Annotated in this window: 23 protein-coding genes, 1 other RNA gene and 1 pseudogene; 14 read left to right on the top strand and 11 right to left on the bottom strand. The window is 58.2% G+C overall.

Annotation, left to right across the window (positions count from 1 at the left end; all coding sequences use genetic code 11):
• Window positions 1-63: 63 nt before the first annotated feature.
• Genes OQ287_RS13015 through hemC form a run of 4 tightly spaced genes read right to left on the bottom strand, consistent with a single transcriptional unit; the run spans window position 64 to window position 4,303 of the window.
• Window positions 64-1,290, bottom strand: a complete 1,227-nt coding sequence (locus OQ287_RS13015; RefSeq protein WP_250938603.1) for a heme biosynthesis HemY N-terminal domain-containing protein — start codon at window positions 1,288-1,290, stop codon at window positions 64-66.
• The gene (locus tag OQ287_RS13020; RefSeq protein ID WP_265896726.1) at window positions 1,287-2,585 is read right to left on the bottom strand and encodes a uroporphyrinogen-III C-methyltransferase; all 1,299 of its coding nucleotides are present in this window, start codon (window positions 2,583-2,585) and stop codon (window positions 1,287-1,289) included. The genes OQ287_RS13015 and OQ287_RS13020 overlap by 4 nt, the downstream gene beginning before the upstream one ends.
• 22 nt (window positions 2,586-2,607) lie before the next feature.
• A complete protein-coding gene (locus OQ287_RS13025; RefSeq protein WP_265896727.1) occupies window positions 2,608-3,378 on the bottom strand; it encodes a uroporphyrinogen-III synthase in 771 nt (256 codons plus the stop codon).
• Window positions 3,365-4,303, bottom strand: coding sequence for a hydroxymethylbilane synthase (hemC, locus tag OQ287_RS13030; protein ID WP_250938597.1), 939 nt, complete (start codon window positions 4,301-4,303; stop codon window positions 3,365-3,367). The genes OQ287_RS13025 and hemC overlap by 14 nt, the downstream gene beginning before the upstream one ends.
• Window positions 4,304-4,503: 200 nt before the next feature.
• Here hemC and argH point away from each other — a divergent pair, with 200 nt between their 5' ends.
• From argH to OQ287_RS13070, 8 genes and pseudogenes are all read left to right on the top strand, one after another.
• Window positions 4,504-5,913: an argininosuccinate lyase gene (gene argH / locus OQ287_RS13035; protein WP_265896728.1), complete on the top strand. Its 1,410-nt coding sequence runs from the start codon at window positions 4,504-4,506 to the stop codon at window positions 5,911-5,913.
• Window positions 5,910-6,011: pseudogene (lptM, locus tag OQ287_RS15400) on the top strand (LPS translocon maturation chaperone LptM); the annotation flags it as partial. The gene argH and the pseudogene lptM, both read left to right, overlap by 4 nt.
• 131 nt (window positions 6,012-6,142) lie before the next feature.
• The gene (gene lysA, locus OQ287_RS13045) at window positions 6,143-7,402 is read left to right on the top strand and encodes a diaminopimelate decarboxylase (RefSeq protein ID WP_265896730.1); all 1,260 of its coding nucleotides are present in this window, start codon (window positions 6,143-6,145) and stop codon (window positions 7,400-7,402) included.
• Complete coding sequence (dapF, locus tag OQ287_RS13050) at window positions 7,402-8,232, top strand: diaminopimelate epimerase (RefSeq protein ID WP_265896731.1); 831 nt, start codon at window positions 7,402-7,404, stop codon at window positions 8,230-8,232. The genes lysA and dapF overlap by 1 nt, the downstream gene beginning before the upstream one ends.
• A gap of 9 nt (window positions 8,233-8,241) precedes the next feature.
• Window positions 8,242-8,892 (top strand): DUF484 family protein, encoded by a 651-nt coding sequence (locus OQ287_RS13055; RefSeq protein WP_265896732.1) that lies wholly within the window; start codon window positions 8,242-8,244, stop codon window positions 8,890-8,892.
• The gene (locus tag OQ287_RS13060; RefSeq protein WP_265896733.1) at window positions 8,889-9,800 is read left to right on the top strand and encodes a tyrosine recombinase XerC; all 912 of its coding nucleotides are present in this window, start codon (window positions 8,889-8,891) and stop codon (window positions 9,798-9,800) included. The genes OQ287_RS13055 and OQ287_RS13060 overlap by 4 nt, the downstream gene beginning before the upstream one ends.
• A 2-nt stretch (window positions 9,801-9,802) precedes the next feature.
• On the top strand, window positions 9,803-10,498 hold the full coding sequence (locus OQ287_RS13065; RefSeq protein ID WP_265896734.1) for an HAD family hydrolase: 696 nt from the start codon (window positions 9,803-9,805) through the stop codon (window positions 10,496-10,498).
• Window positions 10,499-10,552: 54 nt separating this feature from the next.
• Window positions 10,553-10,894, top strand: a complete 342-nt coding sequence (locus OQ287_RS13070) for a hypothetical protein (RefSeq protein ID WP_265896735.1) — start codon at window positions 10,553-10,555, stop codon at window positions 10,892-10,894.
• Between the two features lie 6 nt (window positions 10,895-10,900).
• On the opposite strand, the gene yihA is transcribed toward OQ287_RS13070, so the two are convergent.
• Entirely contained in the window at window positions 10,901-11,518 is a 618-nt protein-coding gene (yihA, locus tag OQ287_RS13075; protein WP_250938580.1) for a ribosome biogenesis GTP-binding protein YihA/YsxC, read from the bottom strand.
• A 202-nt stretch (window positions 11,519-11,720) separates the two neighbouring features.
• On the opposite strand from yihA, the gene OQ287_RS13080 reads away from it, so the two are divergent.
• Window positions 11,721-12,353 carry a thiol:disulfide interchange protein DsbA/DsbL gene (locus tag OQ287_RS13080; protein WP_250938578.1) on the top strand — a complete coding sequence of 211 codons (633 nt, stop codon included), beginning with the start codon at window positions 11,721-11,723 and terminating at the stop codon, window positions 12,351-12,353.
• The gene (locus tag OQ287_RS13085) at window positions 12,350-13,177 is read left to right on the top strand and encodes an endonuclease/exonuclease/phosphatase family protein (RefSeq protein ID WP_250938576.1); all 828 of its coding nucleotides are present in this window, start codon (window positions 12,350-12,352) and stop codon (window positions 13,175-13,177) included. Before OQ287_RS13080 ends, OQ287_RS13085 begins: the two co-directional genes overlap by 4 nt.
• A gap of 77 nt (window positions 13,178-13,254) precedes the next feature.
• Here the strand turns inward: OQ287_RS13085 and dnaJ are convergent, their stop codons facing one another.
• From dnaJ to grpE, 3 genes are all read right to left on the bottom strand, one after another.
• Window positions 13,255-14,397 (bottom strand): molecular chaperone DnaJ, encoded by a 1,143-nt coding sequence (dnaJ, locus tag OQ287_RS13090; RefSeq protein WP_265896736.1) that lies wholly within the window; start codon window positions 14,395-14,397, stop codon window positions 13,255-13,257.
• Between the two features lie 90 nt (window positions 14,398-14,487).
• Entirely contained in the window at window positions 14,488-16,419 is a 1,932-nt protein-coding gene (gene dnaK / locus OQ287_RS13095; protein ID WP_250938572.1) for a molecular chaperone DnaK, read from the bottom strand.
• 101 nt (window positions 16,420-16,520) lie between these two features.
• Window positions 16,521-17,159 carry a nucleotide exchange factor GrpE gene (gene grpE / locus OQ287_RS13100; protein ID WP_250938570.1) on the bottom strand — a complete coding sequence of 213 codons (639 nt, stop codon included), beginning with the start codon at window positions 17,157-17,159 and terminating at the stop codon, window positions 16,521-16,523.
• 189 nt (window positions 17,160-17,348) lie between these two features.
• Between grpE and recN the strand changes: the two genes are divergently transcribed.
• Window positions 17,349-19,025: a DNA repair protein RecN gene (gene recN / locus OQ287_RS13105; protein ID WP_265896737.1), complete on the top strand. Its 1,677-nt coding sequence runs from the start codon at window positions 17,349-17,351 to the stop codon at window positions 19,023-19,025.
• Between the two features lie 82 nt (window positions 19,026-19,107).
• Here recN and fur read toward each other — a convergent pair whose 3' ends face one another.
• The gene (gene fur, locus OQ287_RS13110; RefSeq protein WP_250938566.1) at window positions 19,108-19,563 is read right to left on the bottom strand and encodes a ferric iron uptake transcriptional regulator; all 456 of its coding nucleotides are present in this window, start codon (window positions 19,561-19,563) and stop codon (window positions 19,108-19,110) included.
• A 42-nt stretch (window positions 19,564-19,605) separates the two neighbouring features.
• Here fur and OQ287_RS13115 point away from each other — a divergent pair, with 42 nt between their 5' ends.
• Entirely contained in the window at window positions 19,606-20,079 is a 474-nt protein-coding gene (locus OQ287_RS13115) for an outer membrane protein assembly factor BamE (RefSeq protein WP_250938564.1), read from the top strand.
• Here the strand turns inward: OQ287_RS13115 and OQ287_RS13120 are convergent, their stop codons facing one another.
• Together OQ287_RS13120 and OQ287_RS13125 are read right to left on the bottom strand one after the other, a co-directional pair.
• Complete coding sequence (locus OQ287_RS13120; RefSeq protein WP_265896738.1) at window positions 20,080-20,391, bottom strand: RnfH family protein; 312 nt, start codon at window positions 20,389-20,391, stop codon at window positions 20,080-20,082.
• A complete protein-coding gene (locus OQ287_RS13125) occupies window positions 20,381-20,815 on the bottom strand; it encodes a type II toxin-antitoxin system RatA family toxin (RefSeq protein WP_250938560.1) in 435 nt (144 codons plus the stop codon). The genes OQ287_RS13120 and OQ287_RS13125 overlap by 11 nt, the downstream gene beginning before the upstream one ends.
• A 129-nt stretch (window positions 20,816-20,944) precedes the next feature.
• Between OQ287_RS13125 and smpB the strand changes: the two genes are divergently transcribed.
• Window positions 20,945-21,424 carry an SsrA-binding protein SmpB gene (gene smpB / locus OQ287_RS13130; protein ID WP_250938558.1) on the top strand — a complete coding sequence of 160 codons (480 nt, stop codon included), beginning with the start codon at window positions 20,945-20,947 and terminating at the stop codon, window positions 21,422-21,424.
• A gap of 44 nt (window positions 21,425-21,468) precedes the next feature.
• Window positions 21,469-21,848, top strand: a transfer-messenger RNA (tmRNA) gene (gene ssrA / locus OQ287_RS13135).
• Window positions 21,849-22,053 lie beyond the last annotated feature (205 nt).

Genomic DNA, 22,053 nt, shown 5'->3' on the forward strand with positions numbered 1-22,053 from the left:
TGGATCACGTGATAAAAAAAGCCCCGCACAAGGGCGGGGCCATACCAGAGGAGTCGACAGTCATCAGTGACCGGCGGCTGATGAGGGCTGCGGCAGGGCCGGCAGCTTCTCATGCAGCATACTGACGCTCTGCTGGTAGTACTTCTGACTTTTCGCCGGCTCACCCATGCTGGAATAAAGACGGGCAAGTTCAGCGCAGACAGTGCTGCCTGGATGGACACGATAGCTTGACTCGAAGTACTCCTGCGCCTTGCCCCAGTAGGCATTGCGGAGGGACAAACGCCCCAGGGTAAGCATCAGGTCAGGGTCCTGTGGCCGCTCTTCGGCCCATTTCTCGGCGTGCTGGAGCTGACGGCTGGCGTCCACATCCAGCAGGCCGTAACGCAGGATCAGAGCGGAATGCCACTGCTCCTTCAGCGTCTGACGCAGCAGGCGCTCGGCCTGGTTTTCTTCGCCGGCCTTGTAAAGCGATTCGACATACATCAAGACCATGTCCGGATCATTGCGCAGTGTATCGGGCATTTCATCCCACAACTGGCGTACCTCATCCAGCCGACGGTAATCCCCCGAGGCATCACGAAGCGAGGACATGTAGGCATTACGCTCAAGCAGCACTCGCTCTTCATCGGTCATCAGATTGTGGCGCTCAAGGCGCGGCAGCAGACGACGCAGATTATCCCAGTCACCGACACCCACGTACGCCTGCTTGAGCATCTTGAGCACCTGGGGATGCTCCGGCAGCTGTTTTTCAAGACGGGTCAGTGTGGCAACGGCCTGTTCGTTCTGTTCTCGGTCCAGCATCAACTGTGCATGCACCAGGGAAACGGCAGTATCAGACCCTTCCGTACTGTGGTGAGCCTTTTTCAGCAGTGTTTCGGACTGGTCGTACCGTCCCTGGTAATGAGCGGCAAGCGCTGCGGACAGGTAGTTCACCATCGGTGCAGAGGAGTCATCGGCAGCACGCGTCAGGGATTTTTCCGCCTTTTTCCAGCGTCCCTCGGCAAGATCAACCAGGCCCTTTACCGTGCGGTCCATGGCCTGACGATTACGTGTGCGATGATTCCAGCGCTTGATCCGGCCAACCGGGCGACGCAGCTGCAATAACAGGCGCAGTACCATGTAGAAGACCAGGAAAGCGACCAGCACAAGGATCAGCCCAAACCAGAAGGACGTCTGGACTGACGTATCCCCGACACGTACAAGAAAATAACCTGGCGTCGACAGCATCAACTGACCCAGCAGCGCACCTACTGCCAGCCCGATGACGATGAAGAGAATCAGTTTTCTCATTCGACCGCTCCTTGCTGGTCATAGCGCCGCTGCATGATGTCACGCAGTGTATTGAGTGAGCCGCTGACATCGGGCAGGTCAGGGCGAATGGTTTCATTGGCCAGCTCATCAAGGCGAGACAGCGCCGTACGCACACGGTCATCATCGGTCTTGTAGTAGGCCTTCACCATGTCACGTGCCCGGCTGATGCCCTGCTGATACACCTGCGGCTGCCCCTTGAGCAGTGCCAGTTGCGCCTGCTCGAGCATCAGGCGGACGTTCTGACGCAGATAACCTTCCTGGGACGGCGTGATCAGTGCTTCAAGCGCTTCATCATGATGACGTACCGTCACCAGATCCTTGAGCTGATTCCCCAGCCGTGCCAGCTGGTCACGCCAGTCACCGCCGTAGAATGAACCGTCATCCACCTTCGCAGACAGGGCCTGAGTATCCTGAGCCAGCGGCAGCGTCTGGAACTGCTCTGCCTCGGCAGCCAGCGCCAGATAAAGACCCGTTTCATCCACGCTGGGCACCGCATCGAGTGCCGCCATGCCGGAACGAATCTGACGACGCACCGGGGTAAAGGCGGGGTTGTCTGCCTGCTGGAGGCGCTCATCAGCACTTTTCAGCAGGGCATAGGCGCCGCTGACATCACGCTCGAGCTGAAGGCGCTGATTGGCAAGACGAAGCAGATACTCGACTTCGGCATAGAGCCACTCGCGGGAGTCGGTTTGCTGTGATGCACTCAGTTCATCAAGCACCTTGTCCTGTGTGGCGCTCGCTTCCTTGAGGGAGTTCTGAAGCTCATCAATTTTCTTCTGCTGTGCCGACAGGCGCCGCGTCAGCGTTTCATCCTGCTGCGGGATCTGCTGCTCAAGCGTTGCAACCGTCTGTTTCTGCTGCATCAGCTGCCAGCCACCCCAGCCCATGACGGCAAGAACAATCAACAACAGGATAATCAGCACGACCATGAGGGCCTTGCTGCCCTTTCCGGAAGACGACGTACCGTGGCCACCACCATTGCTGCCACTGCCGCTGCCTTTTCCCGTACCGCGCGGAGGCGTGTTGGCTCCGCTGGCTCCGGGGCGGGATGAGGATTTGGACGACGTGCCTGTCCCGGCACTGGCGGAAGCGGCCGCACCGGATGCTGAGGCCGTGGCGTCAGACCCGGAGGTGCCCGAGACCTTGTCGCTCCTGTCCTCGGGCGAAGCAGGGCCTGCCGTATCCGGCGCCCGGGCAGGCGGGGTCGACGCAGACGAGCCGTCGGGCCGAGAGGAAGCGGTGTTGTCGTCTTTGTCGTGTTCTTGCTTGCTCATGTATCACTAGCCTTTATCAAGGTTAGAAGGCGCTACAAGCGCGGGCCACGGCTGCGCTCAATGCATTCGGGGAGGCGTCTCCGGCCACCATGACGGTATCAAATCCGTGCGTGTAAGCCAGTGTAGCCAATCGCTCGCTGGAAACGACCAGCGGGCGTGAAAACGTTTGCCTGTCACACCATACCAGAAGATGCTCAAGCTGTTCCGCGCTGGTCAATACCAGTGCAGAAAAGCGCCCTTCCGACAGCAGGTGCTGGTGCGTCAGCTCGGGCTCATGAAGCTGACGCCGGTAAAGTGCCAGTGTATCGACACTCGCGCCGCGCTGCATCAGCGTTTCGTGCAGAAGTGGGCGCCCGCCCTGACCACCGGCCAGCAGAATACGGTGACCGCTGACATTATCAGCCGCCAGGGTAGGCAATGCCAACAATGCCTCACTGGCACTGCCACTGCCCATGGGCGGAAAGGACACGTCCACCGACAGCCCGTCGGCCAGGACATCGGCGGTGCTGGTACCGGTTGCCAGATACTCGATACCGACCGGCAGCTGAGGCCAGACTGCCTCGATCTGCTCGACCAGGCACTGCGCGGCGAAGGGGCTCGTGCAGATCACCTGGCGATAAAGATCCAGATCCATCAGGCGGCGCCGGATGGCGCCCTCCTCGTCGTCCAGGGGGGACAATGACATGATGTTGAGCTGCTCGATCGCATGCCCGTCAGCCCGAAGCGCAGCATCCAGCGCTTCGGCGCGCGCTCCCGGACGCGCAATGACCACCGGCAGATCAGCGCGTGCCATAAACATCTTCCAGAATCGCACCAGCCCCCTGGGCCAGCAGCGCATCAGCGACCTGAACGCCCAGCGCCTCAGGTGCCTCTGCCGGGCCACGGGCCTGGGCACGCAGCACCTGTGAGCCGTCCGGCGCGCCCACCAGCCCACGCAGCCACAGGGTCTGTCCTTCATCTTCCAGCAGGGCAAAGCCGCCGATTGGTACCTGACACCCGCCTTCGAGATGCGTATTCATCGCACGTTCGGCAAGCACACAGCTAGTCGTTGGTGCATCGACAAGCGGCGCAATCAGGGCACGAACCTGATCATCCGCCAGACGACATTCGATTCCCAGCGCACCCTGGCCACAGGCCGGCAGGAGCTGCTCTGGCACGAACTCGCTGGTAATGCGCCCTTCCAGCCCCACCCGCTGCAAGCCGGAAGTCGCCAGTACGATGGCATTGAACTCTCCGCTATCGAGTTTGGAGAGTCGCGTCTGCACATTGCCCCGCAGACTTTCAATGACAAGGTCCGGGCGCAGTGACTTGATCTGCAGCCCGCGCCGAAGGCTGGACGTCCCCACGCAGGCCCCCAGCGGCAGAGCCTCAAGCTCCGACACTTCATTGGACACAAACGCATCGGTGGGTGCACCGCGGTCCATGATGACCGCAAGGCCCAGCCCTTCAGGGAAATGCATCGGGACATCCTTCATGGAATGCACCGCGATATCAGCGCGGCCGTCCATCATGGCCTCTTCAAGCTCCTTGACGAACAAGGCCTTGCCACCGATTTTTGCCAGCGGAGTGTCCAGGATCTTGTCCCCCCGGGTTGAAAGTGCCACCAGCTCTACCAGAAGCCCGGGGTGCAGCGCCTCCAGCCGCGCCTTGACGTGTTCCGCCTGCCACAGGGCCAGCGGGCTTTTGCGGGTAGCAATACGCAGATGAGATAGCGGCATGTCAGACACAGGGACTCCAGAGTCGGTAATCAAGCAGGACGACTATCATAAAGCACCCTCCGCCTGCTAAAAACCACCACACGGTTCAACGTTGCCCGAAGGGCAGAGCCTGACCACGGAGTCTGATACACTCGAACGCATCCGGTGCGACCTGGCCGTCGCGCTCTGTCACTTGTCATTATCAGGAATATTCAGCCGCCATGACTCAACAGACCAATCAGTCCTGGGGCGGACGCTTCAGTGAGCCCACTGACGCGTTTGTCGCTGCATTTACTGCCTCCATCGGGTTTGACCAGCGCCTGTACCATCACGATATTCGCGGCTCGATCGCTCACGCCACCATGCTGGCCCGGGTTGGCGTACTGACCGATGATGAGCGCGACGCCATCGTTGAAGGGCTGAACGATATCGAACGCGATATCGAGGCCGGCAACATCGAATGGTCCGTGGAACTTGAAGACATCCACATGAACATCGAAGCCCGGCTGACCGACAAGATTGGAATCACCGGCAAGAAACTGCATACCGGCCGCTCTCGCAACGACCAGATCGCCACGGATATTCGCCTGTACCTGCGCGATGAAATCGATGCCATCGGCAGCGAGCTAGGTCGCCTGCGTGAAGGCATGATCGAACTGGCGGACCGTCACGCTGACACCATCATGCCAGGCTTTACACACCTGCAGACCGCGCAGCCCGTCACCTTCGGTCATCATGTTCTGGCGTGGCAGGAAATGATCACTCGCGACCACGAGCGACTGATGGACTGCCGTCGCCGCGTCAATATCCTGCCTCTTGGCGCCGCTGCGCTGGCTGGCACCACCTACCCGATCGACCGTCACGTCACGGCTGAGCTGCTCGGTTTTGATCGTCCGGCCGAAAACTCTCTCGATGCGGTCAGTGATCGTGATTTCGCCATCGAATTTACAAGCTTTGCCAGCATCCTGCTGATGCACATGTCCCGCATCAGTGAAGAGCTGGTGCTGTGGTCCAGCGCTCAGTTTGACTTCATCGATCTGCCGGACCGGTTCTGCACCGGCTCCTCCATCATGCCGCAGAAGAAAAACCCGGACGTGCCCGAACTGGTACGCGGCAAGACCGGGCGTGTCTACGGCCACCTGATGAGCCTGCTGACCCTGATGAAATCCCAGCCACTGGCCTATAACAAGGACAATCAGGAAGACAAGGAACCCCTGTTCGACAGCGTCGATACGGTCAAGGGATGCCTGCGCGCCTTCGCTGACATGATCCCGGCCATCGAGCCGAAGAAGACCTCCATGTACGAGGCGGCCCGCAAGGGGTTCTCGACGGCCACCGATCTGGCTGATTATCTTGTCCGCGCCGGTGTCGCCTTTCGGGATGCTCATGAGATCGTGGGCACCTCGGTCGCCTACGGCATCAAACAGGGCAAGGACCTGTCCGACATGACACTGGAAGAACTCCGACAGTTCTCCAGCGATATTCATGAAGATGTCTTTGACGTGCTGACGCTGGAAGGCTCTGTAGCAGCCCGAAATCATATCGGCGGCACCGCACCTCATCAGGTTCGCGCCAGCGCCCAGCGCGCCCGGGATGCGCTGAAGCCAGCCCATGCAGGAGGTGCACAATGACACGCCTCATTCCCCTGTTGCTGGCCACCCTGGTATTGGCCGGGTGTGGTCAAAAAGGTCCGCTTTACATGCCAAGCGATGAACAGGCCGCCGAGAAATACGACCCGCAGCATGCCTATGAGCAGCAGTCCGAGCCAGCGCAGGCCGATGACCAGCCGGCCGACAGCGGTAATGACACCCGCGGCAATGCCGATGGCGATACCACAGCAGCCCCTGCGGAGGCCCGGCAATGAGCGCATTTGACTATCGGGAAGGTCGGCTTTTTGCGGAGTCCGTCGCCCTTGAGGATGTGGCCGACCAGGTCGGCACCCCCTGCTACGTGTATTCCCGCGCCGCACTGACCGCCCATTTCAAGGGCTATCAGGACCCTCTGGCAGGCCGGGCACACCTGATCTGCTACGCCGTCAAAAGCAATTCGAACCTGGCCGTGCTTGATGTACTGGCCCGCCTAGGTGCGGGATTCGATATCGTTTCCGCCGGGGAACTCGAGCGTGTTCTGGCCGCCGGCGGCGACCCTTCTCGTATCGTCTTCTCGGGCGTTGCCAAGCAGGCCGAGGAAATGGCCCGCGCGCTGGAGGTCGGCATCAAGTGCTTCAATGTCGAATCCACTGCCGAGCTTGAGCGACTCAACGAAGTAGCCGGCAACATGGGCAGGATTGCCCCGGTGTCGCTGCGGGTCAATCCGGACGTCGATGCCGGCACGCATCCCTACATTTCCACCGGCCTCAAGGACAACAAGTTCGGTATCGCGATCGATCATGCCCTTGAGACCTATCAGCGTGCCCAGGCACTGCCATACGTACAGCCAATCGGGCTCGATTGCCATATCGGCTCCCAACTGACCGATATCGCCCCCTTTATTGATGCGCTGGACCGGCTGAAGGTGCTGATGGCCACCCTGGCCGAGCACGGCATCATGCTCAAGCACCTTGATCTTGGTGGCGGTCTGGGCGTGAACTATCAGGGAGAAACACCACCGGCCACGGCGGATTACATCAATGCCCTGCTCGAGCATCTGGACGACGATACTCTGGAGCTGATTTTCGAACCCGGCCGCTCCATCGCGGCCAACGCTGGCGTCATGCTGACTCGGGTCGAATACCTCAAGCCCGGTGAAACCAGGCACTTTGCCATTGTTGATGCAGGCATGAATGACCTGATCCGCCCGTCGCTCTATCAGGCGTGGCAGGGCATAGTGCCGGTCGACACACGCACGCCTCGCGACAGCCAGACCTATGACGTGGTGGGCCCGGTATGCGAATCCGGCGACTTCCTCGGCAAGGACCGCACGCTGGCCATTGCTGAAGGTGACCTGCTGGCCGTCCAGTCTGCCGGTGCCTATGGGTTTGCCATGGCATCCAATTACAATGCGCGCCCCCGGCCAGCCGAAGTAATGGTGGATGGCGATGCGATGTATCTGATCCGCGAGCGGGAAACCCTTGAGGAGCTGTGGGCCGGTGAAAGCCTTCTGCCGGAGGAGCAGGCCTGATGCTGTTGCGGTTCTGGAAAATGCATGGTCTGGGCAATGACTTCATGGTCGTTGACCTGGTGACCCAGCGCGCTCGCCTGCCCGCCCAGAAGATCAGCGAGTGGGCCAATCGACATACCGGCATCGGCTTTGATCAGTTGCTGCTGGTCGAGCCACCCACGCATCCGGACATGGATTTTCGCTACCGCATCTTCAACGCCGATGGCAGCGAAGTGGAAAACTGCGGTAACGGTGCGCGCTGTTTTGCCCGGTTTGTGGTCGATAACCAGCTGACCGCCAAGCGTGATATCCGCGTCGAAACCGCGGGCGGGCCAATGTTGCTGAGTCTGACTGATGATGCCCGGGTTCGGGTCGACATGGGTCCGCCTCGGCTGGCCCCGGCCGAGATTCCCTTTCATGCCGAGATGCAGTCACTGAGCTACGAGGTGGAAACCGAGCAGGGCACCGTATCGCTGAGCGCAATCTCGATGGGCAATCCTCATGCCGTAGTCATGGTCGACAGCGTGGATACTGCTCCCGTGACCACACTGGGGCCGCTACTTGAGCGCCACCACCGCTTTCCACGGCGTGTAAATGTCGGCTTTCTGGAAGTGCTTTCCACTCGACATGCCCGACTGCGGGTCTTTGAGCGGGGCGTCGGTGAAACCCGCGCCTGTGGCACGGGGGCCTGTGCGGCAGCGGTTGCCGGTATTCAACAGGGCGTGCTCGAGAGCCCGGTCAATATCGATCTGCCCGGCGGACAACTGACACTTGAATGGGCCGGTGAAGGCCATAGCGTCATCATGACCGGACCTGCCGAGCGCGTTTTTGAAGGACGCATCCCTCTTTAGGAGACGCCCATGCCGGACATGCTCACGGCAGCGCAGGTAGCCGCCTGGCTGGAAACGCATCCTGATTTTTTCGAGACACGGGAAGCGCTGCTTGATCAGCTTGATCTTCCCCATCCGGTCCACGGCCACGCCGTACCGATACGGGAATATCAACTGGCCAGACTACAGCAGCGCGAGCAACAAAGCAGTGCCGGCCTTTCAAGCCTTTGCGTCGGAACACGCCAGGATCAGGGCCGCCAGCAACGGCTCAGGATGCTGGTGCTGGCCCTGCTGGAAGCTGAATCACCCGACGCGCTTGGTCAGCAACTGGCAATGCACCTGGCGGAGCTGTTCAATAGCGAAGCCACCGCCCTGTGGCGGCCACACTGCTCCAGCGCCCCCTGCTACCCTCCCAGCCACGCGGCAAACCTGGTGATCTCTCAGCGGTTCAGAAGCCTTCTGACAGATGGCCCGGTGCAGCGGCTCACCCTCACGACTCAGCAGGCTCGTCTACTACTGCCTGGCGCACCCGAAGGGCCGGCCAGGGTGCTGTTGATGTCACTGCCACTGGGCGCAGAAGATGGCTGGCTGCTATGCCTTGATACCGACCGGCTTGACCGTTCAGGCTTCGGGTTTATTGGCGACATTACCGCACGACTGCTGACCCGGATGCTTTCATGACCGCAGACCTTCATTCCCTGTGTACTGACTGGCTTGAACAGCTGGCTCATCGGCATAGCCCGGCGACCGTGGCGGCCTACCGGCAGGACCTGCAGGCCCTCGTCAAGGGGCTTGAAGAGGAAGGCCTTGAACAGTGGTCCGCACTGACCACTACTCACCTGCGTCGTTTCCTTGGGCGTGAGCGTACACGTGGCCTGTCGCCTCGAAGCCTGGCGCGGCGTCTGGCAACCCTGCGCGGCTTTTGTGACAGTCTGGTTGATCAGCAGTTACTGGCCAGCAACCCTGCCCGCCTGCTGGATGCTCCGCGCGCAAAACGCCCGCTGCCAAGACCGGTGGATATCGATCTTCTGAGCCATTTTCTGGACACACCGGTGGATGAGAATGATCCTCTGACCTGCCGCGACCAGGCCATGGTCGAGCTTTTCTATTCATCAGGCCTTCGTCTGGCAGAACTCACCGGGCTGGATGTGAATCATCTGGAAGCCACTCGATTGCGCGTTCGTGGCAAGGGCAACAAGCCGCGCCAACTGCCACTGGGGCAGCGAGCCCGCCAGGCACTGGACCGCTGGCTGGTTCATCGTGCCCTGCTGGCCGAGGATAAACAGACTGCGCTGTTTGTCGGCCGCCATGGCACCCGACTGAGCACTCGCAGCGTGCAGCTGCGCCTGGCCCGACTGGCCGTCGAGCGGGGCCTGCCGGAACACCTGCACCCGCACCGGCTTCGCCACAGCTTCGCCAGCCATCTGCTGGAATCCAGTCAGGACCTGCGCGGTGTGCAGGAACTGCTGGGGCATGCCCATTTGTCGACGACCCAGATTTATACGCGGCTTGACTGGCAGCACCTGACTGACGTTTATGACAAGACGCACCCGCGGGCGCGCAAACGCCCGACCAAAAAGGAAACGTGACCATGCTGAAAGCCATTACCTTCGATCTTGATGACACGCTGTGGGACAACGGCCCGGTCATGGCCCGCACCGAACAGGTTCACTACGACTGGCTCGATCAGCAGGCACATCATGCCGAGCGCTTTCCACTCTCCGAGTATGTCGCTCGCCGCGAAGCCATGGCACAGCGCTATCCCCTGCGCCGGGGCGATTTCACCTTTCTGCGCCATGAGGCGCTGTTGTCGATACTTCAGGATCACGGGCTGCCCGATCATGACGCCCGCAGGCTGGTCGCGGAGACGATCGACTACATGCTGACATTACGCCATGAGGTGACACTGTATGATGAGTCGCTGCCCCTGCTCGAAACACTGGCAGAAAACTACCGCCTTGGCGCCATAACCAATGGCAATGTAGATGTGCGCCGAGTCGTGGATGCCACGCTGTTTGACGTTGTGATCAATGCCGGAGAAATACACGCCCCCAAGCCGGATGCACGCGCCTTTCTTGCCGCGCTGGCCCGCATGAGGGCAACAGCAGGCGAGTCACTTCATGTCGGTGATTCATGGAAGGAAGATGCACTGCCGGCGTTGAGGCTTGGCATGAACGTGGCCTGGATCGACCGACGCGGCAGTGGGTCACCGATCGAGCATCCTCGGCTGCACCGGTTGGCGCATGTACGGGAACTGCCGGATGTGATCGAGGCTCTGACGCAGTAATTCACCGGATCGTGGTTATCGATGACTTGTTATCAGCAGGAACCTGGCTGACACTTGTACACTACATATCTACTTTCCTGCTGGTTCGAGGTACTGATGCGCCTGCTTCCGTTGACCGGTTTACTGTTGATCGTCAGCGCGCTTGGCATTGCTCTGGCACTAGTGCTGGTGCGTGCCGATCACGCGTCGCAGCCGGACGCGCTGCATGTCAACTATCCGCGCCAGCCGGCTCCTCACCTGACCCTGCACCCTTCTTACAGGCAGGCCGAGACACCGTCGACTCCTGCACCACTGACGGCTCGACATGGCCAGGATGAGCCTGCCGCCCTGTTCAACCAGGAAGGCAACGCAGAGACGTATCGCTACCCTGCCACGGGTCGTACCTACGTGTTCTAGGTCAGCTCAGTCTTCGCTGGCCAGCCAGCGATCCAGCGTAGCGGAAAGCGTTTCAACACCGTCCTTCTTAAGGGCGGAAAACAGCTGTACGCTCACCAGATCCTCCCATTCCCTGAGGGCATGCCGCACCTTCTGCAGGCTGGCCGCCGCGGGGCCGCGCTTCAACTTGTCTGCCTTGGTCAACAGGATGTGAACGGGCATGTCTGCCTTGTCTGCCCAGGACAGCATCATCTGGTCAAATTCGGTGAGCGGATGGCGTACGTCCATCAGCAGCACCAGCCCCTTGAGGGAACTGCGACGCTGAAGATAATCCGACAGATGGCGCTGCCACTCCAGCTTTACCTTCTCCGGCACCTTGGCGTATCCATAGCCAGGCAGGTCGACCAGCCGAAGCGTGACATCCTCATTCAGCGCAAAGAAGTTGATCAACTGGGTACGCCCTGGTGTCCTGGACGTTCGCGCCAGTGCACGCTGCTGCGTCAAGGTATTGATGGCACTGGATTTACCGGCATTTGATCGCCCGGCAAACGCGACCTCCGCGCCAGTATCCTCCAGGCACAGGGCCAGGGTCGGGGCACTGTGCACAAAGCGGGCCTGACGATAATTGATGGACGTGGAGGGCATGAACAGGATCCTGCAGAAGATGGTCAACAAGGCTAAGCCAGACGTATGCCGGCCAGTATACCAGCAAGGACCGGATAACGGGGCAGGATCCATCTCGCACCGAAGAGACTTCCCGGGTAGGATAATTCGGGTCGGGAGGAACTTGTCATATCTCTTCCCGCTCTAAACAAGGTTTATTGTCCCTACTAACGGAGCTCCACGGATGATCAAAAAGCTGCTGACCCTGGTGTTCGGCCTGACGCTGGCCTCGATGGCCTTCGCCGCTCAGCCTGTCGCCGGAAAGGATTACAAGGTGCTCGATGAACCGGTTCCAACCGATCTCCCGGCCGGCAAGATCGACGTCACGGAAGTATTCTGGTTCGGATGCCCGCACTGTTATGCCCTGAACCCCGCGCTTGAAAAATGGGTTGCCCATCAAAAGGATGACGTCAACTTCGAGCTGCTTCCCGCCACCATGGGCCGTACATGGGTTCGTCATGCCACAGCCTATTATGCGGCCGAAGAGCTTGGCATCGAGAAAAAAATGCACGATGACTTCTTTGATGCTATCCATAAGGACGGCAGGCAGCTGACGGATGACGGTGAAATTGCCGACTTCTTTACCCATTACGGGGTCAGCAGGGAAGCCGCGCTGAAAGCGCTGAATTCCTTTGGCGTTAAAAGCGAGATTAACGAAGCGCACGCCAAAATGCGCGCATACAAGCTGATGGGCGTTCCGGCACTGGTCATTAACGGTAAATACGTCATCACTCCCAACAGTGCGGGCGGCCTGGACAACATGATGGTTGTCGCCTCATCACTGATCGACGACATCCGAAACGGCGAGACTCCATGATGGAAGGCAGTGCTTCAGACGACAGACAGCGTCTGCGTCTGTTGACGTTCAACCTGCAGGTAGGCATCCATACGCATGCCTACCGCCATTACCTGACGCGCAGCTGGCAGCACCTCCTGCCACATCCGACGCGTCAGAAGCGGCTCGATTTCATCAGCGACGTGCTGAAGGATTATGACGTGGTGGCACTGCAGGAAGTGGACGGCGGCAGCTTTCGCTCCGGCCATATCAATCAGACCGAGTATCTGGCCAAAAAGGCCGGCTTCGATTACTGCTGCCATCAGTTGAATCGCAATTTCGGTCATATGGCAAAGCACAGCAACGGTGTGTTGAGCCAGCGCCCCATGACACGGGTGGAAAACCACCGGCTACCCGGCCCCCCGGGTCGCGGTGCCATCCATGTGACCTTCGGTCATGGCGAACACGCACTGCATGTCTTCGCCGTGCACCTTGCACTGGGACAGCGCACCCGCGACCGTCAGCTGGATTACCTGAGCACCTTGATCGAGCCGGTAAGGCATGTCGTGCTGCTGGGGGACCTGAACTGCACGCTTGAGCAGCTCAAGCCCCATACGCGATTCTGTAGCGCCATGGATCTGTCACCGGGCAAGGCACTGTTGAGTTATCCAGCCTGGCAACCCAAACGGGCACTGGATCACATTCTTGTTTCGAAAAGCCTGGAAACTGCCAATGTGCAGGTTCTGGATCAGCTGTTTTCGGACCACCTGCCGCTGGCTATCGACATCATCCTACCTGATGCCTGCTCTCGAGCATTGGCCCACATGCCGGAACAGGAAGACCCCAGCATCGTGCTTCCTACCTGACACTGCCTTGATTCTGATTCACTGACTCATAAAAAACCCCGCTTGCGCGGGGTTTTTTATGGGCTTCAAGACAGGGCTCATGAACGCATGTCATCAAAGAATTTCTTCACACCATCAAAGAAGCCACTCTTGCGTGGAGAATGACGGCTACCGGTATCCTCCAGGCTGGCCTGGAACCCGCGCAGCAGCTCCTTCTGGTCTTCATTCAGATTGACAGGGGTTTCAAGCACTACCTTGCAGATCAGGTCACCCGGAGAGCCACCGCGTACCGGCTTGACTCCCTTGCCGCGCAGCCGGAACAGCTTGCCGGTCTGGGTTTCAGCCGGAATCTTGAGTTTCACACGCCCTTCAAGCGTGGGCACTTCAAGCTCACCGCCAAGCGTTGCATCCACGAAGCTGATCGGCACGTCGCAGAACAGGTCGCGACCGTCACGTTCGAAGATATCGTGGGCCTTGATCGACACCTGAACATACAGATCACCTGCCGGGCCGCCATTGACGCCCCCTTCTCCTTCGCCATTCAGGCGAATGCGATCACCGGTATCAACACCTGGCGGAATCCGGACAGACAGGGTGCGTGTTTCCTTGACGCGCCCTTCTCCATGACACTTGCGGCAGGGAGTCTCGACGACCTCACCTCGACCGTGGCATGTCGGACACGCCTGCTGAACGGCAAAGAAGCCCTGCTGCATTCGTACCTGGCCGATGCCATTACAGGTGGAGCAGGATTTCTTGCTGGTCCCCGGCTCGGCTCCATCGCCGTGGCAATGGCCACACTCGGACAGGCGTGGCACGCGAATATCCACATTGGTACCGGCTACCGCTTCCTCGAGTTCGATCTCGAGGTTGTAACGCAGGTCACTGCCACGCTGCGGAGCGTTCGGATTACGGCGGCCACCGCCGGCTCCTCCGAAGATATCGCCGAAGACATCACCAAAGATGTCGCCAAAACCTCCGGCGCCACCACCCCCGAAGCCGCCACCACCGGCCTGACCATCCACACCGGCATGCCCGAACTGGTCATAGGCCGCACGCTTTTCACTGTCAGTCAGTACTTCATAGGCGTCGGAAACTTCGCGAAATTTCTCGGCCGCGGTATTGTCGTCCGGATTTCGGTCTGGATGGTATTTCTGGGCAAGTCGGCGATAAGCCTTCTTGATTTCCTTCTGGTCGGCGCTGCGGTCGACGCCCAGCACCTCGTAATAATCACGTTTGGACATGAAGCATCGGCCCTCCGGAACCATGGTTCAAACACAACGACGCGGGAGTCGTGATGGCTCCCGCGCCGGTGTTACGAGAACGGACTCGCCTTACTGTTTTTTCTGATCGTCGTTGACTTCTTCATACTCGGCGTCAACTACGTCATCGTCCGCTTTCTGGCTTTTACCGGAAGTGCCCGCCTCGGCATTACCTTCAGCGCCTTCCTGCTCGGCATACATTTTCTGTGCCAGGGTACCGGACGCTTCAGTCAACGCATCAAGCTTGGCCTGAATTGCTTCGGCATCGTCACCCTTCAGGGCTTCTTCAAGCTCGGTAATCGCGGTTTCAATCGCCTGACGCTCTTCGTCAGTTGCCTTGTCACCGGACTCTTCCAGCGTCTTGCGAGACGCGTGGATCATACCGTCCGCCTGGTTACGAAGCTGGACAAGCTCTTCGAACTTCTTGTCTTCTGCTTCGTGCTGCTCTGCATCCCGGACCATCTGATCGATTTCCTCGTCAGACAGACCACCGGAAGACTTGATGACGATCGACTGTTCCTTGCCGGTTGCCTTGTCCTTCGCCGTGATGTTCAGGATGCCGTTGGCATCAAGATCAAAGGCTACTTCGATCTGCGGAACGCCACGCTGTGCCGGCGGGATATCGGACAGATCAAACCGACCCAGTGACTTGTTCTGGGCAGCCTGTTTGCGCTCACCCTGCAGCGCATGAATCGTGACCGCGGTCTGATTGTCTTCAGCCGTAGAGAAGGTCTGAGTCTTCTTCGTCGGAATCGTGGTGTTCTTCTCGATCAGCGGTGTCATGACACCACCCATCGTTTCGATACCCAGCGTCAGCGGTGTCACGTCCAGCAGCAGCACGTCCTTGACGTCACCGCCCAGAACACCGCCCTGAATGGCCGCGCCCATGGCGACAGCTTCGTCCGGGTTGACGTCCTTGCGCGCTTCCTTGCCAAAGAACTCGGCGACCTTGCTCTGAACCATCGGCATGCGCGTCTGGCCACCGACCAGAATGACATCATCGATCTCGCTGTTGGAGAGACCGGCATCCTGCATGGCTGTTTTACACGGCGCGAGAGAGCGCTGAACCAGATCTTCGACAATGGATTCGAGCTTGGCACGCGTTACCTTGACCGCCAGGTGCTTCGGACCTGTATTGTCAGCAGTGATATACGGCAGATTGACTTCGGTCTGCTGCGCGGAAGACAGCTCGATCTTGGCCTTTTCAGCAGCTTCCTTCAGACGCTGCATCGCCAGGCTGTCGCCGGACAGGTCGATACCGGAATCGGATTTGAACTGAGCGACAAGATAGTCGATCAACTTCATGTCGAAGTCTTCGCCACCCAGGAAGGTATCACCGTTGGTAGCCAGAACTTCAAACTGCGTTTCACCGTCAACATCAGCGACTTCGATAATGGAAATATCGAAGGTACCGCCACCCAGGTCATAGACCGCAATGGTCTTGTCGCCACGGGCGTTATCCATACCGTAGGCCAGCGCTGCCGCTGTCGGCTCATTGATGATGCGCTTGACTTCAAGCCCGGCAATACGGCCGGCATCCTTGGTCGCCTGACGCTGAGAATCGTTGAAGTAGGCCGGCACGGTAATGACTGCTTCGGTAACTTCCTCGCCCAGGTAATCCTCGGCGGTCTTTTTCATTTTCTTCAGGACTTCCGCACTGATCTGCGGGGGGGCCATCTTCTTGTCGTTGACCTGAACCCAGGCATCGCCATTATCGGCTTCAACGATGGAATACGGCACCATCTTGATGTCCTTTTGAACAACATCATCCTTGAACTTGCGGCCGATCAGACGCTTGACCGCGTACAGGGTGTTGTTCGGGTTGGTCACGGCCTGGCGCTTGGCCGCCTGACCTACCAGTGTTTCGCCATCATCGGCATAGGCGATGATGGAAGGCGTGGTACGAGTACCTTCCGCGTTTTCGATAACCTTGGTCTTGTCGCCGTCGAGTACAGCAACACAGGAGTTGGTTGTACCAAGGTCAATACCAATTATGCGTCCCATGTATCCACCTCAAAGCTGATTCGTTTCTATCATGTGCGGTCATTGCCGCGCGTCTGTTTGCGTATATGGGGCCAGGATTTGCCCTTTCAAGGGCCTTTTTCCTATTCAGCGGCCTTGCTGACCACAACCATTGCCGGGCGGACCAGGCGGCCGTTGAGCAGATACCCTTTCTGCATGACATCAATCACGGTATTCGGCTCTACATCAGGGTTCGGCACCATGGTCATGGCTTCATGGTATTGCGGGTCGAACGGTTCGCCGTGGGGGTCGAGCTGTTCAACACCGAACCGAGCCAGAGCATCCACCTGCATTTTCAACGTCATCGAGACACCTTCGCGATGTGTCTCGGAAGCATCTTCCTGCATGCTTTCAAGCGCCTTTTCAAGGCTGTCGACAACCGGCAGGAGCTCTTTCACGAACTTTTCGAGTGCAAACTTGCGAGCCTTCTCGACTTCCTGGTCAGAGCGGCGGCGAACATTCTGCGCTTCGGCAGCGGCACGCAGGGATTTTTCTTCAGACGCCTTCAACTGATCCTCAAGCTCGGCAACGCGTGCGGCGAGAACATCAGCTTCCGGGTCTATATCCTGCCCCTCCAGTTCACCATCGATCGGCTCAAGGGCCTCTTCCTCGATCGTTTCACCTGTCAGCGGCGACTGCTCATCCTCCATGCGCTGCGGCTCGGCATCACGCTCGGCACGCTGCATCTCTTCATCAATGGATGTTCTGGACTTGTCGGTCATGCGTCCTCCTTCGTGCATGGCAATACGGAATACGGGCTGATAACGGCTTGGTGCATAGATGGGGCAGCCCGGTGATAATCTCAAGGCCCAGGAGCAATGAATGCGCGCTTTTCCCTCAAGTAGAGGATTGAATACGGCCTAGAACCACTGTATAAAAAGCCATAGTGTGATTTTCAACAGGATCTGCTCATGTTGTCGCAACTGTCCATACGTCACTACGCCATCGTTGAACACCTCGAGCTCGAGTTTCATCAGGGCATGACAGCCATCACTGGCGAAACCGGAGCCGGGAAGTCCATCCTGCTTGGCGCCCTGTCGCTGTGCCTGGGTGAACGCGCTGATGCCGGCAGCATTCGCCATGGCGCCGCCCAGGCCGATATCAGTGCACGTTTTGATATTCGTGAACTGCCTGCAGCCGCCGCCTGGCTTGCCGAACGCAATCTCGATACCGAAGACTGCCTGCTGCGCCGTGTGGTCACGGCTTCCGGCCGCTCGAAAGCATGGATCAACGGCAGTGCCAGTACGGCCGCGGACCTGAAGGCGCTAAGCGAATTATTGATCGAAGTACACGGTCAGCATGCCCATCACTCGTTGCTGCGAGAAGAAACACACCTTCACCTGGTGGATGAATTGGCAGATCACCAGGCGGAAGTGACCGAGCTAAGGCAGATGTATCGTCAGTGGCAGGCCCTTCGCCGAGATATACGTCATCGTCGCGATAATGGTGCCGAACGCGATGCGCGCAGCCAGTTACTGCGCTATCAGGTGGACGAGCTTGACCAACTGGCCCTGGCAGATGGAGAGCTGGCACAGCTCGAATCCGAGCAGACAGAGCTTGCTCACGCCGACCAGTTGCTGCAGATCGCCCAGAGTGCCATCGACGACTGCGCGATGGAGGACAGGGGTGCCCTGTCGCGTCTGGCCAGTGCTGTTCAGCAACTAGGCAGCCTGCCCACGGAGCAACAGCAACGCTTCAAAAGTGCGCTGGCCATGATGGAAGATGCGCGTATTCAGCTGGAAGAAGCCGTCAGCGAACTTTCCTGGCATCATGCTCACATTGACCTTGACCCCTCACGCCTTCAACTGGTCGAAGAACGGCTGGGAAGCGTCCATGGCATTGCACGCAAGCACTATATTGCCCCCGAGGAACTGGTAGCACTGCATCAGCGACTGGCCGATGAGCTGGAGCAGCTGGAAGGGGGAGATGACACCATTGCAGCACTGGAAGAGCAGGCGGAAGCACTTCGCCATCAATGGCGTGAACTGGCTGGCAGTATCTCGGCACGTCGTATGGAAAGTGCCCGGATCATGGCCGAACGTGTACAGGAGCAGCTTCGCTTTCTAGGTATGGAAAAGGCGCGTTTTACCGTAGAGGTAGTGCCACGTGAAACACCTCAACCGGAAGGCCTTGACCAGATTCAGTTCATGATGAGTGCCAACCCCGGTCAGCCTTCACGCCCGTTGCACAAGGTCGCCTCAGGCGGGGAGCTGTCACGCATCAGTCTTGCCATCCAGGTTGTTACCGCACAATTGAGCCCCACTTCAACGCTGGTTTTCGACGAAGTTGATGTAGGAATCTCGGGCGCGACTGCCGAAATTGTCGGGCAGCTTCTCCAGCAGCTTGGCCATGGCGGCCAGGTATTGTGTGTAACCCACCTGCCACAGGTCGCCGCTCAGGCTCACCAGCATCTTCATATAGAAAAACAGACTGGCGACAGCGATACCCGCACGTCGATGCTGATCCTCGACCATAAGGGCCGCGTCAAGGAGCTGGCGCGCATGCTTGGCGGCATTCATCTGTCGCCTCAGACGCTGGCGCATGCTCGGGAAATGCTGAAAAGCGGTCAATCCAGGCAGCGTCATTAACCTCACAGCAGAGCATTGCTGTAGTGAAATATAAAAAATGCCGCTCGAGAGAGCGGCATTTTTACAACGGCTGCGACACATTTCAGCGGCGCCCACCTCCGCTGCCATCCTGGCGCGTCGCGGTCGACCCCTTCGGGCGCACGTAAAGTACAAGCGCGTGGTCTACCAGTTCAAAGCCACGCTCCTCTGCCAGCTCACGCTGGCGACGCTCGATATCTGCATCAAAGAATTCGACAACCTCGCCGGTTTCAAGACACAGCATATGATCGTGGTGCTCTTCCTGCGACATTTCGAACACCGCATGGCCACCGTCAAAGTTATGACGAACCACAAGCCCTGCGGCTTCAAACTGGGTCAGAACGCGATACACGGTGGCGAGACCAACGTCTTCTCCCTGCTCCAGAAGCGTCTTGTAGACGTCCTCGGCGCTCATGTGCAGCTCTTCTTCGCGGGTTGCCTCCAGGATCTGGAGGATCTTGACCCGAGGCAAGGTGACCTTGAGGCCTGCCTTGCGTAATTCCTGGTTCCTATCGGCCATGGGTTAGCTCTTCGCAGTCGCTTGAGGTATCAGGTATGATCGATGAACGCAAACGATAAGGAAAGTCTGAGACAAATGCAAAAATCGATCCTATTAGTCACTTTTTGTTGCATGATCGGCGTGCTTTCTGGCTGCAGCTGGTTTGGCGTCTACAAAAGAGACATTCCCCAGGGCAATCTGATTACAGAGAGCATGGTACAACAACTTCACCCTGGCATGACAAAAGATCAGGTGACTTATGTGCTGGGGACGCCTCTGCTTGATGATCCGATGGGCGCCAATGCCTGGGATTACGTCTATCGAGTAAAGGAATCCGATGGCAATGTCATCAACAAGCGCGTCAGCCTGACGTTCGATGACAATGTAGTAAGCCATATTGATACTGCCGGTGATATCGATGCCAGCCCGGATGTAAACAATCAGCCCCCTGCCTCGGGGGCAGCACAATCGCCGGGTGTTACTCCGCTTGAACCCATCCCGGCCACCAGTAGCGAACCTTATCCGCGCGGCGAATGATCAGCGCCTTCGACCCAGACCGGCCCGATTTACTCGGGCCTCCTTGGGATCGATGATCAACGGGCGATATAACTCGACTCGGTCACCGGCAGCAACCTGCTGGTGATCCGGGTCACGTACCTTGATACCAAAGATTCCGACCGCAAGCGTGACAAGTACTTCCGGACTTAACCCGCTTTGCGCCACATTATCAAGCCCGCACATGATGGCTACCTGGCGCACGGTGGTACCTTCAGGCACCACCATCTCGAACAACCATTGCCTCTCGGGCAATGCGTAGGCCACCTCGATAGTCAGCTGTTTAGCGCCCATAAACCTGTTCTGCCCGTTTGACGAAGGCATCAACCTGCTGCTTTGTGACCTGCTGAAAAAGCCGACTGAATGCCATGCTCAACAGGCGATTGGAAAATTCAAATGACATGGAAAATTCTACCCGACAGGCATTTTCACCCATCTCCCGAAAATGCCATTGCCCGGAAAGCTGTTTGAATGGCCCATCCACCAGAGACAGATCAATCCGGGATGGGGCATGAAGCGTATTACGCGTCGTAAAACTCTGCTCAACGCCGCCCTTGGCCAGAGTAAGTCTACCCGTTCGATAGTTCTCACCTTCGTCCACGACGTTGGCGGCTCGACAGCCCGGCAAAAATTCCGGGTAGCTTTCAATATCGTTGACCAGATCAAACATCCTGCGATCAGAGTGTTTAACCAGGGCCGATTGAGTGACCGTTGGCATGCAGCTCTCCACTGACGGCAACGCACTTTATGCGTATGATAGTGCGTCTGTTCTATAGTGACTTGAATATTATCACGCTTTCCCGCATATCGAGGAGAGCACGATCACTCCGAAGGTTTAAGAGGTCCCATGGGCAAGAAAAAGAGCAACGCGCCCGGCAGCAACGTTATTGCCCAGAACAAGAAGGCTCGTTTCGAATACCACATTCGAGAAACCTTTGAGGCAGGACTTGCCCTCTCGGGCTGGGAAGTAAAAAGCATGCGCGCCGGCAAGGCACAGCTGACCGATACCTATATTCTGGTCAAGCGTGGTGAAGCATGGCTGCTGGGCTCGCATATCACGCCGCTGAACACGGCCAGCACACACGAAATAGCGGATCCGTCCAGAACCAGAAAGCTACTGCTGCATCGCAAGGAGATTGACAGGATCTTCTCACGCACGCAGGACAAGGGGCATACCTGCGTTCCTCTCAAGCTTTACTGGAAGGAAAATCTGGTGAAGTGCGAACTGGCACTGGTGGAAGGCAAACAGCTTCATGACAAGCGCGCTACCGAAAAGGAGCGTGACTGGAACAGACAGAAGGCGCGCATCATGCGCGACAGCAAGTAACGATTGGCACTCGCCTGGCTGTAATGCTAGGATGCTGATTCTTCGGGGGCGATATGGTCTCGACGCCGGTAGTAAACTCCGAGGTGCATGCCGAGATTGTAACGTATCTCGTAAATCCCACGTTGCAACTAAATAGTCGCAAACGACGAAAACTACGCTCAAGGTGCACTGGCAGCTTAAACCCTGCTAGTTGTTAGCCTGGCTCCAAGGGAATGTGCCCATTTATTCCGGAGGAGAGATGAGCGACAGCTAATGGGATCGTGTTTGGCCCTGTCCTCGTGTCAAACACTAAACTTTAGAGGAATCGTGGTGCCGTATCCTGCCCGTCGGAGGCGTCACTGCTAAATCAAAAGACGGAACTAAGCATGTAGAGCCGAAGGGTAAGCGCCGGCGGACGCGGGTTCAATTCCCGCCGCCTCCACCAAACACGAAAGCCGCTGTCATCGACAGCGGCTTTTTTGTTGCTTTAAATCAAGCGCTTATACTGAAAATACCCTTTACCGAATATTGGTCAACAAATAACCAATCAATATAAATCGGCATGTTTTGGCATGGCTGGGGCAACATTTCCACTGTGGTCGGGACAAGCTTAAACCCAACTGCCATGGGTTTTCCCACACACCGACACC

This window comes from Larsenimonas rhizosphaerae (genome assembly GCF_026240105.1).
GTDB classification, from domain to species: domain Bacteria; phylum Pseudomonadota; class Gammaproteobacteria; order Pseudomonadales; family Halomonadaceae; genus Larsenimonas; species Larsenimonas rhizosphaerae.

What these genes read in the sequence shown, in the direction of transcription:
- OQ287_RS13120 (WP_265896738.1), bottom strand. Translation starts at nt 20,391, where the DNA reads ATGGGCGCTAAACAGCTGACTATCGAGGTGGCCTACGCATTGCCCGAG.
- hemC (WP_250938597.1), bottom strand. Translation starts at nt 4,303, where the DNA reads ATGCCGCTATCTCATCTGCGTATTGCTACCCGCAAAAGCCCGCTGGCC.
- OQ287_RS13085 (WP_250938576.1), top strand. Translation starts at nt 12,350, where the DNA reads ATGATGGAAGGCAGTGCTTCAGACGACAGACAGCGTCTGCGTCTGTTG.
- yihA (WP_250938580.1), bottom strand. Translation starts at nt 11,518, where the DNA reads ATGCCCTCCACGTCCATCAATTATCGTCAGGCCCGCTTTGTGCACAGT.
- OQ287_RS13055 (WP_265896732.1), top strand. Translation starts at nt 8,242, where the DNA reads ATGCCGGACATGCTCACGGCAGCGCAGGTAGCCGCCTGGCTGGAAACG.
- dapF (WP_265896731.1), top strand. Translation starts at nt 7,402, where the DNA reads ATGCTGTTGCGGTTCTGGAAAATGCATGGTCTGGGCAATGACTTCATG.
- dnaJ (WP_265896736.1), bottom strand. Translation starts at nt 14,397, where the DNA reads ATGTCCAAACGTGATTATTACGAGGTGCTGGGCGTCGACCGCAGCGCC.
- OQ287_RS13015 (WP_250938603.1), bottom strand. Translation starts at nt 1,290, where the DNA reads ATGAGAAAACTGATTCTCTTCATCGTCATCGGGCTGGCAGTAGGTGCG.
- OQ287_RS13125 (WP_250938560.1), bottom strand. Translation starts at nt 20,815, where the DNA reads ATGCCAACGGTCACTCAATCGGCCCTGGTTAAACACTCTGATCGCAGG.
- OQ287_RS13020 (WP_265896726.1), bottom strand. Translation starts at nt 2,585, where the DNA reads ATGAGCAAGCAAGAACACGACAAAGACGACAACACCGCTTCCTCTCGG.
- dnaK (WP_250938572.1), bottom strand. Translation starts at nt 16,419, where the DNA reads ATGGGACGCATAATTGGTATTGACCTTGGTACAACCAACTCCTGTGTT.
- fur (WP_250938566.1), bottom strand. Translation starts at nt 19,563, where the DNA reads ATGGCCGATAGGAACCAGGAATTACGCAAGGCAGGCCTCAAGGTCACC.
- lysA (WP_265896730.1), top strand. Translation starts at nt 6,143, where the DNA reads ATGAGCGCATTTGACTATCGGGAAGGTCGGCTTTTTGCGGAGTCCGTC.
- grpE (WP_250938570.1), bottom strand. Translation starts at nt 17,159, where the DNA reads ATGACCGACAAGTCCAGAACATCCATTGATGAAGAGATGCAGCGTGCC.
- smpB (WP_250938558.1), top strand. Translation starts at nt 20,945, where the DNA reads ATGGGCAAGAAAAAGAGCAACGCGCCCGGCAGCAACGTTATTGCCCAG.
- OQ287_RS13115 (WP_250938564.1), top strand. Translation starts at nt 19,606, where the DNA reads ATGAACGCAAACGATAAGGAAAGTCTGAGACAAATGCAAAAATCGATC.
- argH (WP_265896728.1), top strand. Translation starts at nt 4,504, where the DNA reads ATGACTCAACAGACCAATCAGTCCTGGGGCGGACGCTTCAGTGAGCCC.
- OQ287_RS13065 (WP_265896734.1), top strand. Translation starts at nt 9,803, where the DNA reads ATGCTGAAAGCCATTACCTTCGATCTTGATGACACGCTGTGGGACAAC.
- OQ287_RS13060 (WP_265896733.1), top strand. Translation starts at nt 8,889, where the DNA reads ATGACCGCAGACCTTCATTCCCTGTGTACTGACTGGCTTGAACAGCTG.
- OQ287_RS13025 (WP_265896727.1), bottom strand. Translation starts at nt 3,378, where the DNA reads ATGGCACGCGCTGATCTGCCGGTGGTCATTGCGCGTCCGGGAGCGCGC.
- recN (WP_265896737.1), top strand. Translation starts at nt 17,349, where the DNA reads ATGTTGTCGCAACTGTCCATACGTCACTACGCCATCGTTGAACACCTC.
- OQ287_RS13080 (WP_250938578.1), top strand. Translation starts at nt 11,721, where the DNA reads ATGATCAAAAAGCTGCTGACCCTGGTGTTCGGCCTGACGCTGGCCTCG.